This window comes from Peptoniphilus senegalensis JC140 (genome assembly GCF_000321025.1).
Lineage (GTDB): Bacteria > Bacillota > Clostridia > Tissierellales > Peptoniphilaceae > Peptoniphilus_A > Peptoniphilus_A senegalensis.
Map to the genome: position 1 here is coordinate 407,627 of NZ_HE610718.1, position 12,632 is coordinate 420,258.

Sequence of the window (12,632 nt, forward strand, 5' to 3'; positions counted from 1 at the left end):
AAATTAATTTATTTTTTTATTAACTCAGCAGACTCTGTACCTTCTACTGATTCTTTAGTTATTTTAACTGCCTTGATGTCGTCTCTTGAAGGAATTTCGTACATCACATTCATAATTGTGTTTTCGATAACTCCTCTTAATCCTCTAGCTCCTGCCTTCTTTTCAATTGCCTTTCTAGCAATATATTTTAGGGCATCGTCATCGAAAATTAAATCTACATCGTCAAATTTTAATAGCTCTTTGTATTGTTTCACAAGGGCGTTCTTTGGCTTAGTCAAAATTTCCACTAGAGCATCTTCGTCTAATTCTTCAAGAGTGATAGTCACAGGAAGTCTTCCTATAAGTTCTGGTATAAGTCCAAACTTTAACAAGTCTTCAGTCTCAACTTTTTTAAGAATATTTTCTCTATTGGCCTTCTTATCTATTAGTTCAGAACCAAAGCCCATAGATGACTTAGCAGTTCTATTTTCTATAATTTTGTCAATTCCGTCAAAGGCACCACCAACAATAAATAAAATATTTGTGGTGTCAACTTGAATAAATTCTTGAGAAGGATGCTTTCTGCCACCTTGTGGCGGAACATTGGCAACAGTGCCTTCAATAATTTTTAAAAGTGCCTGTTGGACACCTTCTCCACTTACATCTCTTGTGATAGACACATTTTCAGATTTTCTGGCAATTTTATCTATTTCGTCAATGTAAATAATTCCCTTTTCTGCCCTTTCAATGTCGTAATCAGCATTTTGAATTAATTTCAAAATAATATTTTCAACATCTTCGCCAACATAACCAGCCTCAGTTAAAGTTGTGGCATCGGCAATGGCAAAGGGAACATTTAAGAGTCTGGCAAGAGTTTGTGCAAGTAAAGTTTTACCTGAACCAGTTGGCCCAATCATAAGAATATTGGATTTTTGTAATTCTATATCTGGATTAACTTTTTTGGAAGATGATATTCTCTTGTAGTGATTATAAACTGCAACGGCAAGAGCACGCTTGGCATCCTCTTGTTTTACAACATATTGGTCTAAAATTTCTTTTATTTCAGCTGGCTTTTTAAGCTCAAAATCTTTATCCATCTCTACAGGAAGTTCAGCTTCTAAAATTGTGTGACATCTTTCGATACACTCATCACAAATATTTACATTAGGTCCGGCGATTAATCTATTCACTTGGTTTTGCGTTTTGCCACAGAATGAACATCTTAAAATTTCATCTGTATTTGACATATCTCACCTCAAACCCTTTTTTCTATAACTTTATCGATTAAACCATATTTTTTTGCTTCTTCAGAAGATAGCCAATAATCTCTATCTGTATCTCTTTCGATTTTTTCAAGATCTTGACCAGTTCTTTCAGCTAAAATTTCATTTAATTTTTTTCTAATTTTTAAAATCTTTTCTGCATTGATTTGAATGTCACTTGCTTGACCTTGTGCCCCACCAGAAGGTTGGTGGATCATAATGTCAGAATTAGGGAGAGCAAATCTCTTTCCCTTAGCACCTGAGGCAAGCAAAAATGCTCCCATAGATGCAGCCATTCCGATGCAAATTGTTGAAACATCTGGCTTAATATAATTCATAGTGTCATAAATGGCAAAGCCTGCAGAAACAGAACCACCAGGCGAATTTATATAAAGTTGGATGTCCTTATTTGGATCTTCAGATTCTAAAAATAAAAGTTGTGCAACAATAAGGTCAGCCATAGTATCATTTACTTCGCCACTTGCAAAAATAATTCTATCCTTTAAAAGCCTTGAGTAAATGTCATAAGACCTCTCGCCCCTATTAGTTTGTTCTACTACCATTGGCACTAATGCCATGTAATCACATCCTCTGATTATTTATCTTCTTTTTCTTCTTTATCTTTTTTTACTTCTTCTTTAATTTCTTCTTCAGTAGTTTCCTTTGGTTCAACAAATTTTGCTTTTTCAACAAGAGTGTCAATTGCCTTTCTCTTTTGAAGGTCGTCTCTTACAACTTCCTTGTTTTGATTTAACATATATTCTCTCATTTTTTCCATGTGTTCTTTGTCATCTTTAAAGTATTCCTCAACTACTTTATTAACTTCTTCTTCGATTTCTTCGTCACTTATTTCAATAGCTAAATCTTTTACAAGAGCTTCAAGTGCAAGATCGTTCTTAACAGTTCTTTCTGCTTCAGGTCTCATAGTTTTTTTGAAATCGTCAAGACTTTGACCAATCATCTTGATGTAGTCTTCAAAGCTAATACCTTGAGCTCTTAGGCTTTGGTCATAATTTCTAATCATGTCATCAATTTGTGCATTGATCATTCCCTCAGGAATTTCTACATCTACCATTTCGCCAATTTTATCAATAGCTCTTCTTTGTTTTTCCATTTCAGAAGTTGTCTTGAATTCTTCTTCCTTCTTCTTTCTGATGTCAGCTTTAAATTCATCAAGAGTGTCAAATTCAGAAATATCCTTTACAAATTCATCATCAAGTTCTGGAAGTTCTTCATAAGAAATACTATTTAATTTAATTTCAAATTTTGCATCTTTTCCAGCTAAATCTTTTTGATGATAATCTTCTGGGAATTTAACAGTAATGTCAAATTCTTCGCCAATTTCGTGGCCAATTAATTGTTCTTCAAAACCTGGAATAAAAGTGTTTGAACCAATTTTAAGGTCTTGGCTTTCAGCTTCTCCACCATCAAAATATTTTCCATCAACAGAACCCTTGAAGTCGATATTTACAGTGTCGCCATCTTCTACAGCTCTGTCATCAACATTTATAATTCTTGCATTCATTGCTCTTTCGTTTTCAACTTCAGAATCAATAAGTTCGTCAGTTACTTCAAGAGTTGGATCTTCAATTTCGATTCCTTCGTAGCCTTTAAGCTCAACTTCAGGTTTAACATCAACTGAAACCTTTACAGTTAAATCTTCGCCCTTTTCTACGCTTTCTTCGTCAATGTCAATATTAGGTTGGTCAACAACTTTTAAATCTAGTTCCTTTATAGCTTTTTCATATTCAGCAGGAAGAAGTTCGTTAATAGCATCTTCAAAGAATACATCTTTGCCATACATATTTTCAATCATCTTTCTAGGAACATGACCTTTTCTAAATCCAGGAATTTGGAAGTGTTTTTTATTTTTCTTGTACACTTCTGTCTCAGCATTATTTATATCTTCTCTTTTTAAAACAATATCAAAAAAGACAGTGTTATTTTCTTTCTTTTTAATTTCCATTTTAATTGCCTCCTCGCTCTATGGCGTTTTTTAACATCTCTATATTATAACATAAGTTATTTTAAAAATATATTAAATCCCTCTATCCTTTAGGATTTTAGAGAGAATTTCCATCTCTTCATCATTAAGAGTAACTCCCTTGGACATTTTTTCGTGATTTGGGTCCCACTCTCTCAAGTCATACTTAGCAGGTCTGTCATTGAAGGAAACCTTGTTAAGCTCCTTAGTCCAGCCCTTGGCACTTTCAGATAAAACTCCCAAGTGCTCTGTAATTTCAAATTTAAAATCGCTCATACTATCTAACCTTTTCTACTTCATTTAAAACATTTTTTATTGCATCTTCAGAAGAAATTTCAGAATTTTCCATTTCTCTTCTAGTTGAATATTCAACCATGCCTTCAGAAGATTTTTTGCCGCAAGTTATTCTTAATGGAATACCAATTAGATCTCTATCCTTAAACTTAACTCCAGCTCTTTCCTTTCTGTCGTCAAGAAGAACTTCGATTCCCTTAGTCTTTAATTCTTCATAAATTTTTTCTCCAAGGGTAACTTGATCTTCATCCTTAACATTTACTATTGTAACAATTGCCTCATAAGGTGCTACAGCCACTGGCCAGATAATTCCATTATCGTCATGATTTTGTTCTATGACTGCCGTTACAGATCTTGTGATTCCAACGCCATAAGAGCCCATGTAAAAGTAATTTGCCTTGCCATTTTCATCAAGATAAGTTGCATTTAAGGATTCTGAATATTTTGTACCCAATTTGAATATATTTCCCACTTCAATGCCTCTTGCAAATTTGTATTCTTCATCAGTTTCAGGAACTTTGTCTCCTTCAGCAACAAGAAGAAGATCCTCTACAACTTCGCCCTCAAAGTCTCTACCATAATTTGCGTTGATGTAGTGGTATTCACTTTCATTAGCTCCAACAATAAGGTTATCCATTTCTGTAACTCTCTTGTCGAAAATCATCCTAACATCAAGACCAATAGGTCCAGTGTAACCTTTGATAGATTTTATAGCCTCAATGTCAGAGTCTTCCATCATTCTTATGTCGTGTTCAGCAACTCCAGTGTAAGCAACAAGCTTTGCAAAATTTAATTCTCTATCGCCAGGAATAAATACTAAAACGGGTTCATCGCCAAGCATTAAGTCAATTGCCTTGGCACATTTCTTTTTATCAACTTTTAAAAACTCTGAAACCTCTTCGATTGTGCTTGAATTAGGCGTATGAACTTTCTCTAATTCTTTCTTTTCTTCTCTTTCTGGAATAATATATTCAACTGGAGCTTTTTCTTCAGTTGCTCCAAATTTTCCAGACTCAGAATATACTATTACACCTTCTCCAGTTTCAGAAAGGGCGATAAATTCGTGTGAGCCAGTGCCACCCATAGCACCATTGTCCCCTTCAACAATTTTATAGTCAAGCTCTAATCTGTCAAAAATTCTTTCATAAGCCTCATACATATTCATGTAAGCCTCGTGAAGCGTCTCTGGCGAAGTGTCAAAAGTATAGGCATCTTTCATGGAAAATTCTCTAGCTCTGTTTATTCCAAATCTAGGTCTCTTTTCGTCTCTGTACTTAGTTTGAATTTGGTATAAATTTAGAGGAAGATCCTTGTAAGATTTAACTTCGTCTCTAATAAGCGTGGTAAAATATTCTTCCGCAGTTGGTCCAAGGCAAAACTCTCTGTCATTTCTGTCCTTTAACTTAAACATTTCTGGACCAAACTTTTCCCATCTACCAGACTCTTTCCAAATTTCAGCAGGTTGGATAGCTGACATTAAAATTTCCATTGCACCAGCTCTATCCATCTCTTCACGAACTATATTTTCAATTTTTCGAATAGATCTATAGCCAAGTGGCAAGTATGTATAGATACCACTAGCAGATTTTCTAATCATACCTGCTCTTAGAAGAAACTTGTGTGATGCAATCTCTGCATCTTGTGGATCCTCCCTAAGAGTTGGCATATAAAGTTTTGATAATCTCATATTACCTCCATAATAAAAGTATTATAATAAATAAAATAAATTTCCACAAGTTTTCTGAAAAAATCTCGTGGCACGCTATTTTTATTATACTATAAAGCTTGTAATACTTCACATTTTTGTACAAATTTTTTAGTTTTTTAAGGCTTAAAGAAAATACTTTTACAAAAGTCACAAAAATTTTTCCAATTTTAATGTATAATAGATAATTATTTCATAAAAAATAAATAGGAGGACATTATAATGAATAAAAAAGATATTAAGGGCATTATATTTTCTGCCCTTATCGCAACTTGTGCCTACTTTTTAGGCAAAAACTTTCCAGTTATAGGAGGTCCTGTCTTTGGAATACTCTTTGGAATTATCTTAAATAATTTTAATAGACCTGAGTCCTTTGAAGCTGGAATAAAATTCACATCAAAAAAAGTTTTGCAACTTGCTGTTGTACTCTTAGGCTTTGGACTAAACCTAGGAGAGATTATAGTTGTGGGCAAGTCATCACTACTTATTATTCTCTCAACAATTTCCACTGCACTTATAATTTCCTTTGTGGCTGCAAAAGTTTTAAAAATTGATTCAGATGTGGCAACCCTAATTGGTGTTGGCTCATCAATTTGTGGCGGCTCAGCAATTGCCGCAACAGCACCAGTAATAAAGGCAAAAGACGAAGATATTGCAACATCAATTTCCGTAATATTTTTATTTAATATAATCGCTGCCCTAATCTTCCCAACACTTGGAGTAAAACTTGGCATGACTCACACAGGATTTGGTATGTGGGCAGGCACAGCAATTAATGACACATCTTCAGTTGTAGCAGCGTCAGGAACTTGGTCAACAATGTTTAATGATGACACTGCCCTTAATTATGCAACAATTGTAAAATTAACGAGAACTCTTGCAATTATTCCAATAACTCTTGTGCTTGGAATAATAAAATCAAAGGAAAATACTGAAAAAGTTAGCCCCTTAAAAGCTTTTCCAACATTTATTTTATTTTTCCTACTTGCATCAATAGTAACAACAGTATTGCCGCTACCAGAATCTTTCTTGTCAGCAATGAAATTTTTTTCAAAATTTTTCATCATAATGGCAATGTCAGCAATTGGTCTTAACACAGATATAAAAAATTTAATCTCTCGTGGCGGCAAGGCAATCATAGAGGGTGCTCTTTGTTGGATAGGAATTATTTGCGTCAGTCTCTTGATGCAGCACCTACTTTGCATTTGGTAAAATATTAAAATTTAATAAAAGAAAAAGAAGTTTAATTTGCATCTTTTACAAGTTAAACTTCTTTTTTTGTTATTTTTAACATAATTTTATTTTTCACAGGCAAAAAATAAAAGCCCTTGCGGACTTTTAGTTTTTTATTATTATAAAAATTTTTATGAATTAAATTCTTTGTATTCTCTCTTTGCTTCTTCTTGTTCTTCTGGTATTACCTTGACACTAGCCTTAACTATTCTCTTATCTGCCACCGCGAGTTCTGTCAATATACAGCCAGAAGTCTTTACGCTAAGCTTTTTCTTTTCATTTTCTTCTGGTATAAAGCCAAGTTTTTCAATTATTAGGCCTGAAATTGTCTCATGGTTTTCTGAATAAAGTGATGTGCCAAGTTCATCATTTATGTCTTCGATGTCCATTGAACCATCAACTATATATTCGTTGTCAGATATTTTTTCTAGCGAGTGATTTTCCTTGTCGTACTCGTCTTCGATTTCGCCAACAATTTCTTCTACTATGTCTTCTACAGTTACCATGCCAGAAAATCCACCGTACTCATCAATTAGTATTGCCACATAATTTTTTGATGCTTGAAGTTCCTTTAAGAGCATATCAATTTTTTTCGTTTCAGGTACAAAGTAAGGCGACTTTATACACTTGTCCAAGTTTATGAACTCATAGTCATTTTTTGCATATTCTACAAAAAGGTCTTTGATGTAAACTGTTCCCAAGATGTTGTCTGTGTTTTCTCTAAATACTGGCATTCTTGAGTAGCCCATCTTTAATATTTCTGTAACTGTATCTGTAGTAAATTCGTCATAGTCCACCATGTAAATTGATGTCCTTGGCGTCATTATTTCGTATGCCAACTTGTCATCAAAGTCCATAATGTTTACTATCATCTCTTCCCCAGCCGAGTTTATTACTCCTTGCTGAGTTGAAACCTTTATATAAGATTTTAATTCTTCTTCTGAAATTTTTTCTTCAACATCTTCTGAATATTTGCCCATCATCTTTAAAACTAATGCCGTTGAGAAGGACAAAAGTTTTACAAAGGGATAAAATATTTTTGACGCAAAGGCAATTACATTACTTGATTTAAGTGCAACTTTTTCAGAATTTTGAAGTGCAATTCTCTTTGGCACAAGTTCTCCAAAGACAAGTGTGATATAAGATAGCAAAAATGTTACCAAAATAAAGGACACTGTCCCACCATAAGGTATGCCATAAGTTGACAAAAATCTTCCAAAAACTTGTGAGATACTTGTAGCTGCAGAACCAGATGAGAAAAATCCAGCTAGTGTTATTGCAACTTGTATTGTAGACAAAAATCTCGTTTGGTCAGATGAAATAGAGAGTAAAGTCTTTGCCCTTTTGTCTCCCTCTTCTGCCATTTCTTTTATCTTGTTATTATTTACTGAAACCATTGCCATTTCAGCTGACGCAAAAAATGCGTTTATGCCTGTAAGTATTGCGATTAATATGAGCTTAGCCCACAAGGCGCCATCGTCCATTAACATATTCCTCCATATCTTTTTTACTAATTTAGACTAATTATATCAAAGAATTTGTGATTATAACAGAAAAAGAATGAATTCAAAGAATTTTTATTAAAGTTTTTTATGTTATAATTATTTTAATCATGGAGGTGTTAAATGAAAAAAATTAAGAAACTAATTATTTTGATAGTTTTAATTGCAATAGCATTAACCGCAACTTTTTTTGCTGGCAAAAAAACTATGAGAGCTGAAATGGAGCCCACTATTACAACTAGTTTGATTTATAATAAATTAGTAAGCGTAAAAGAACTCACAACACTTAAATATCACTACACAAACATGGGACAATTTGAAAATCAAAATACTTTTTACGGCTATAAAATTCCTTTCACATCAAAAAAATTTATCGTAGCCTATGATGGCGTAATTCATGCTGGAGTTGACCTTGAAAAGATGGAAGTTAATTTGACAAAAGAGGAAATTCAAGTAAAAATCCCACCAGCAAAAATCTTGAGCCACGAAATCTATGAGGACTCATTAAAGGTTTTTGACGAGAGAGAATCTATTTTTAATAGAATTGACATTGAAGACTACAACGACTTCTCCAAAGACCAAAAGAAAGACGTTGAAGAAACTGCCATAAAAAAGGGTCTCTTGAAGGATGCTGATGAAGAAGCGAAAGAAGCAATAGAAGAAACTCTCTTGAGCGACACTCTTTTAAGTAAATACAATATAAGGGTTACAATAGATAAAAATTTAAAATAGATTTTTACTCAAATAAAAGAGGGCATTCTCACATGAATGTCCTCTTATTATAATTAGAATAATCTAAAATAGTAAATTAAGTTGAGTTAAAATTATCTCTTATTTTGTGACATTTCTACAATTAAATTTGTCACGCTCTCGAAGTCGAAAGCAGATGAATTTATTAAGAGGTCATAGTTTTCTCTATCGCCCCAAGTTTTTCCTGTATTTCTTCCGTAATGATTTGACCTTCTGTTGTTTTCTCTTTCAAGTTTTAGTTGAAGTTTTTCTTGTTTTACCTTGTAAGTATTTAAAATTCTCTCTTCCTTAAATTCCTGAGAAGCGTAAATAAATACAGATAATTTGGGGAAGTCTTCCAAGACAAAATCTCCACATTTGCCAAAGATTACTGCTTTTTTACTTTTTGCAATTTCTCTTATAGTCCTTGAATCCAAGAGAAAGGCTGCGTCATTAGTGGCTATGTCTTCTTGTGAATAGGAGTAATTTTGTCTATATAAATCGTAAATAGTTCCTTGTAAAAAGGAATCGTCTTTTTTTATCTCTTCAGGTTTTACCTTTCCTTCAAGGCTCATGAGTTCAATTAACTTCTCGTCGTAAAGCTCATAGTTTAATTTGTCAGCAACTTTTTTTGCAATTTCGTTAGCACCGCTGCCATACTCTCCGTCAATGGTAATTATCTTCTTACCAGCCTTTTGGAAAATTTTTTCAAATAGTGACATATTTTCACCTCTCAAACATTATATAACTCCAGTGTGAAATCTTTTTTAATTAATATAAAATTCTTGTGAAAATTTTCAAGAACTTGTAATTTTTTTCTTTAAAAACTTTTCTATAGGCAGTTGTGCCACAAGTGTCGCCACAAAAATAATTATTGCTCCAAAAATTTCTTTTTCACTCATTTTTTGTGAAAGTATAATCCAACCAAATATTGCACCAAAAACCGATTCCAAGGAAGATATCATTGATGCAATAACTGGATCTAGATCCTTTAATGCCATTAGCTGAATTGTAAAACCAACTCCCGATGATAAAATCCCTACATACAAAATAGGCACATAAGACTTTAAAATAGTGTCCATACTTATATCCTCAAATAAAAGCGCCATAATTAAAGAAATAATTCCACAAACTATAAATTGCAACATAGAAACCAAAACCGCATTTGTTTCCTTAGAAAACTCCGATAGCATTAAAATATGTACGGCAAAAACAATGGCAGATAGAATAGTAATTATATCTCCAATATTCATATTAAGGCTTCCCTTGACAGACATTAAATAAGTTCCTGCCATGGCAAGGACTATACATATAAAAAGTTTTCTGTTTATTCTCTTTCCTAAAAATATTCCAATAATAGGAATAAATACAATATAAAGTGCAGTTAGAAAGCTTGCCTTTCCCGCTGTTGTATAAACTAGTCCATACTGTTGAAGATTCATTGCAACCGTAAAGACAAGCCCGCAAAGAACTCCCCCTCTTAAAGTTTTATTCATATCAAATTTTTGTTCTCTATAAGTTTTTGATGTTTTATTAAAAAATATATATGTTAGGTACAAAAAAATTATAGCTATCACAGATCTTGCTGCCGTAAATGTAAAAGGTCCTATGTACTCCATGCCCTTTGTCTGTGCCACAAAGGCGAGTCCCCAAATTATTGAAGTAATAAATAATAATATTGAAGCTTTAAATTCTTTACCCATTAAAACACCACCCAAAAAAACACCAATCCAGCATTTATTAACTAAATTGATGCTATTATTTTATATTTTAATCATATCATAATTTATCTCGAAAAAATAGTAATGTATTAAGTATATTTTCTTTTTATCTTTAATCATTAAGATTAGACCTTTTTTAAATCTCATGTATAATTAAGGTAGAGGTGAAATATGATTAAATTTAATTTGTATAAAGAAGGCGGATTAAAAGTCCACTTTGTTAAAAAAGATGGGGAACTTCCATGTGAAATTAAGGAATATCTTGAAAAGAAAAAATTTTCTTATAAGTTTAAGGAAAGTCTATATCTTCCAAGTTTCGATGATGACTCAGAAATTTTTATGGGACTTGGGGACGATGAAATAGATCTTGAAGATGTGAGAAATATTTTCTTTGAACTAGGAAATATTTTAAGAGACAATGAAGAACATAAAGCTGAGATAAAAATGCCAGACCTTGGTATGTGCAACAGAAAAACTATTATGGCAGCCTATGAAGGGCTTCGCCAAGGAGAGTATGAGTTCACAAAGAAAACTGATGTTAAAGAAAAGAAAGCTGACTTTGAACTTACAGTTAACTATACTGCCTTTAAGGGCCCTGAAGAAAAACTTCGTGCTGGCTTAAATAAAATGGAAAATATTATGGATGGAGTCTTCCTTGCAAGAGACCTTGTAAATGAAAGAGCTAATGTTATTTATCCAGAAAGCCTTGCAAATATTGCAAAAGAAAAATTAGAAAAGCTTGGCGTAAAGGTAAAGGTTTATGAAGAAGATGAAATTGAAAAAATTGGCATGAAGGCATTTTTAAGAGTTGCCGCAGGCGCTACTAACCGTCCAAGACTAATCGTTATGGAATATAATAATGCTGAAACAGAAAAAATTGCCCTAGTTGGAAAGGGACTAACTTACGACTCTGGTGGCTACAATATAAAAACACCATCTGGCATGAACTATATGCACTGCGATATGGGTGGTGCAGGCACAGTTATTGGCACAATTTATGCCCTTGCAAAGAACAAGGCTAAGGTAAATGTCGTTGGAGTTGTTGCAGCTTGTGAAAATATGATTTCTGGCACATCTTACAAGTCTGGCGATGTAATTGACTCCATGAAGGGGCTTACTATTGAAGTGGCAAACACAGATGCCGAAGGAAGAATAACCCTTGCTGATGCAGTTCACTATGCCACAAATGATTTAGAAGCAGAAAAAATAATTGACCTTGCAACACTTACTGGTGCTGTTACAATTGCCCTTGGAGAAGTTTACACTGGTGCTGTTACAAATAACCAAGACTTCTACAATGAAGTCCTTGAAGCAGGAAAATTATCTGGCGAAAAAATTTGGGCCTTCCCTTATGATGAAGATTACAAAAAATTAAACAAGTCAGAGGTTGCAGACATAAAGAACACTTCAGGTAGAGATGCAGGCTCTGTTACAGCAGGATTATTTGTTGGCGAGTTTGTAAAAGAAGGAACACCTTGGGTTCATCTTGACATAGCCGCAACAGCTTACAGAAATAAAAAATCAGGCTACCTTCCAAAGAATGCAACAGGCATTCATGTAAAGACTTTAAATAACCTCCTCGACCCAACAGATTGCTAAAAATTTAACTAGAACCACTGGCCAAGGCTAGTGGTTTTTCTCAATCAAAAAACCCATCTTATCTCTAAGATGAGTTCTCATATATCTTCTAAATTTATTTTCCCATGCAAGCTATAAATCTCTGGTCCCCTGTTTTCTGATTTTCCTCTCTCTTCTCTTATAGAGTAAGTGAGGTAAAAATTAAAATGTTCTATCCCTTGATAATCTTTAGTAAGTTCAAAATCTTCTGAGAGAATTTGATATTCATAAAATTCTTTCATTTTTCCATCTTCTAATATTCTATAATTAATTTCATAATCTTTTGGGTCTTTAAATTTTATTTTATCATCTTTTTCCAGTAACATTGTAAAAGAAAATTTGCTATTCAACTTTCTTCCATAGAAGTTCTTATTTTGACTTATAATTACATCTCTATAAAGGTCATTGGAATTTTTATTGATAATATTTGCTTTTACTTCTTCACTCATAACATTGGAATCATTCTTATTATTTAATTTCTCTTTATTAGTTTTTCCACCAAAGTATATTAATAATGATAAAGATAAAATAATTATCAAAGCTATTCCTACTTTTTTTCGCATCAATAATACCTCCATTAAAAATAGCAAGCCGTCTATCTCCTTA

General features: G+C 33.1%; 12 protein-coding genes. 3 read left to right on the plus strand and 9 right to left on the minus strand.

Annotation, left to right across the window (positions count from 1 at the left end; all coding sequences use genetic code 11):
* Window positions 1-8 precede the first annotated feature (8 nt).
* The 5 genes from clpX to PTSHG_RS06255 form a co-directional block, all read right to left on the minus strand.
* Window positions 9-1,226, minus strand: a complete 1,218-nt coding sequence (gene clpX / locus PTSHG_RS06235; RefSeq protein WP_019108031.1) for an ATP-dependent Clp protease ATP-binding subunit ClpX — start codon at window positions 1,224-1,226, stop codon at window positions 9-11.
* 8 nt (window positions 1,227-1,234) lie between these two features.
* The gene (clpP, locus tag PTSHG_RS06240) at window positions 1,235-1,819 is read right to left on the minus strand and encodes an ATP-dependent Clp endopeptidase proteolytic subunit ClpP (protein ID WP_019108032.1); all 585 of its coding nucleotides are present in this window, start codon (window positions 1,817-1,819) and stop codon (window positions 1,235-1,237) included.
* Window positions 1,820-1,836: 17 nt separating this feature from the next.
* On the minus strand, window positions 1,837-3,207 hold the full coding sequence (tig, locus tag PTSHG_RS06245; RefSeq protein ID WP_019108033.1) for a trigger factor: 1,371 nt from the start codon (window positions 3,205-3,207) through the stop codon (window positions 1,837-1,839).
* 72 nt (window positions 3,208-3,279) lie between these two features.
* On the minus strand, window positions 3,280-3,501 hold the full coding sequence (locus tag PTSHG_RS06250) for a YdbC family protein (protein WP_019108034.1): 222 nt from the start codon (window positions 3,499-3,501) through the stop codon (window positions 3,280-3,282).
* 1 nt (window position 3,502) lies between these two features.
* Window positions 3,503-5,206 (minus strand): proline--tRNA ligase, encoded by a 1,704-nt coding sequence (locus PTSHG_RS06255; protein WP_019108035.1) that lies wholly within the window; start codon window positions 5,204-5,206, stop codon window positions 3,503-3,505.
* Between the two features lie 240 nt (window positions 5,207-5,446).
* On the opposite strand from PTSHG_RS06255, the gene PTSHG_RS06260 reads away from it, so the two are divergent.
* Entirely contained in the window at window positions 5,447-6,436 is a 990-nt protein-coding gene (locus PTSHG_RS06260) for a YeiH family protein (protein WP_019108036.1), read from the plus strand.
* 152 nt (window positions 6,437-6,588) lie between these two features.
* Here the strand turns inward: PTSHG_RS06260 and PTSHG_RS06265 are convergent, their stop codons facing one another.
* Window positions 6,589-7,941: a hemolysin family protein gene (locus PTSHG_RS06265; protein ID WP_026088853.1), complete on the minus strand. Its 1,353-nt coding sequence runs from the start codon at window positions 7,939-7,941 to the stop codon at window positions 6,589-6,591.
* A gap of 141 nt (window positions 7,942-8,082) precedes the next feature.
* Here PTSHG_RS06265 and PTSHG_RS06270 point away from each other — a divergent pair, with 141 nt between their 5' ends.
* The gene (locus PTSHG_RS06270) at window positions 8,083-8,691 is read left to right on the plus strand and encodes a DUF4230 domain-containing protein (RefSeq protein ID WP_019108038.1); all 609 of its coding nucleotides are present in this window, start codon (window positions 8,083-8,085) and stop codon (window positions 8,689-8,691) included.
* Window positions 8,692-8,783: 92 nt separating this feature from the next.
* On the opposite strand, the gene PTSHG_RS06275 is transcribed toward PTSHG_RS06270, so the two are convergent.
* Together PTSHG_RS06275 and PTSHG_RS06280 are read right to left on the minus strand one after the other, a co-directional pair.
* A complete protein-coding gene (locus PTSHG_RS06275; protein ID WP_019108039.1) occupies window positions 8,784-9,410 on the minus strand; it encodes a cytidylate kinase-like family protein in 627 nt (208 codons plus the stop codon).
* Window positions 9,411-9,485: 75 nt separating this feature from the next.
* Window positions 9,486-10,391, minus strand: coding sequence for a DMT family transporter (locus PTSHG_RS06280; RefSeq protein WP_019108040.1), 906 nt, complete (start codon window positions 10,389-10,391; stop codon window positions 9,486-9,488).
* A gap of 189 nt (window positions 10,392-10,580) precedes the next feature.
* Here PTSHG_RS06280 and PTSHG_RS06285 point away from each other — a divergent pair, with 189 nt between their 5' ends.
* On the plus strand, window positions 10,581-12,008 hold the full coding sequence (locus PTSHG_RS06285) for a leucyl aminopeptidase (RefSeq protein ID WP_019108041.1): 1,428 nt from the start codon (window positions 10,581-10,583) through the stop codon (window positions 12,006-12,008).
* Window positions 12,009-12,085: 77 nt separating this feature from the next.
* Here the strand turns inward: PTSHG_RS06285 and PTSHG_RS06290 are convergent, their stop codons facing one another.
* Window positions 12,086-12,589: a hypothetical protein gene (locus tag PTSHG_RS06290; protein WP_019108042.1), complete on the minus strand. Its 504-nt coding sequence runs from the start codon at window positions 12,587-12,589 to the stop codon at window positions 12,086-12,088.
* Window positions 12,590-12,632: the final 43 nt, after the last annotated feature.

Bases quoted from the DNA above. Each gene is read 5' to 3' on its own strand.
- clpX (WP_019108031.1), bottom strand. From the start codon at position 1,226: ATGTCAAATACAGATGAAATTTTAAGATGTTCATTCTGTGGCAAAACG.
- clpP (WP_019108032.1), bottom strand. From the start codon at position 1,819: ATGGCATTAGTGCCAATGGTAGTAGAACAAACTAATAGGGGCGAGAGG.
- tig (WP_019108033.1), bottom strand. From the start codon at position 3,207: ATGGAAATTAAAAAGAAAGAAAATAACACTGTCTTTTTTGATATTGTT.
- PTSHG_RS06250 (WP_019108034.1), bottom strand. From the start codon at position 3,501: ATGAGCGATTTTAAATTTGAAATTACAGAGCACTTGGGAGTTTTATCT.
- PTSHG_RS06255 (WP_019108035.1), bottom strand. From the start codon at position 5,206: ATGAGATTATCAAAACTTTATATGCCAACTCTTAGGGAGGATCCACAA.
- PTSHG_RS06260 (WP_019108036.1), top strand. From the start codon at position 5,447: ATGAATAAAAAAGATATTAAGGGCATTATATTTTCTGCCCTTATCGCA.
- PTSHG_RS06265 (WP_026088853.1), bottom strand. From the start codon at position 7,941: ATGGACGATGGCGCCTTGTGGGCTAAGCTCATATTAATCGCAATACTT.
- PTSHG_RS06270 (WP_019108038.1), top strand. From the start codon at position 8,083: ATGAAAAAAATTAAGAAACTAATTATTTTGATAGTTTTAATTGCAATA.
- PTSHG_RS06275 (WP_019108039.1), bottom strand. From the start codon at position 9,410: ATGTCACTATTTGAAAAAATTTTCCAAAAGGCTGGTAAGAAGATAATT.
- PTSHG_RS06280 (WP_019108040.1), bottom strand. From the start codon at position 10,391: ATGGGTAAAGAATTTAAAGCTTCAATATTATTATTTATTACTTCAATA.
- PTSHG_RS06285 (WP_019108041.1), top strand. From the start codon at position 10,581: ATGATTAAATTTAATTTGTATAAAGAAGGCGGATTAAAAGTCCACTTT.
- PTSHG_RS06290 (WP_019108042.1), bottom strand. From the start codon at position 12,589: ATGCGAAAAAAAGTAGGAATAGCTTTGATAATTATTTTATCTTTATCA.